General features: G+C 60.2%; 1 protein-coding gene. It reads right to left on the reverse strand.

The features are described from left to right. A partial coding sequence (locus MD536_RS21785) for an MBL fold metallo-hydrolase (protein WP_239603881.1) occupies positions 1–279 on the reverse strand: 279 nt, incomplete at both ends.

A 279-nucleotide genomic window follows, 5' to 3' on the forward strand; every position in this document is an offset into this window, starting at 1 on the left:
TCTGGTCGTAGAACCCGGTGGTCGAAGGGTTGTCGAACACCGGAGGCTTCACCGCGGTGAGAGTTCGGTCGCCCACGGTGATGTCTTGTCCAGGATTAACAAGGAAGACACGCTCCATGGGCAAGGGCGCGGTCAGACTCATGATGCCGACGCCCAGGAAGGTCGTGATGACGCGGATACGCGGATTCTCCTCGAGCAGCTGATGGAGCGCGCCAATGTGGTCGAAGTCGGTGTGGGTGAGCCAGATCCATCTCAAGTCCTCTGGGTCGATCACCGACC

Origin of the sequence: Flavihumibacter cheonanensis (assembly GCF_022352215.1) — a bacterium.
Classification (GTDB): Bacteria; Bacteroidota; Bacteroidia; order Chitinophagales; family Chitinophagaceae; genus Flavihumibacter; species Flavihumibacter cheonanensis.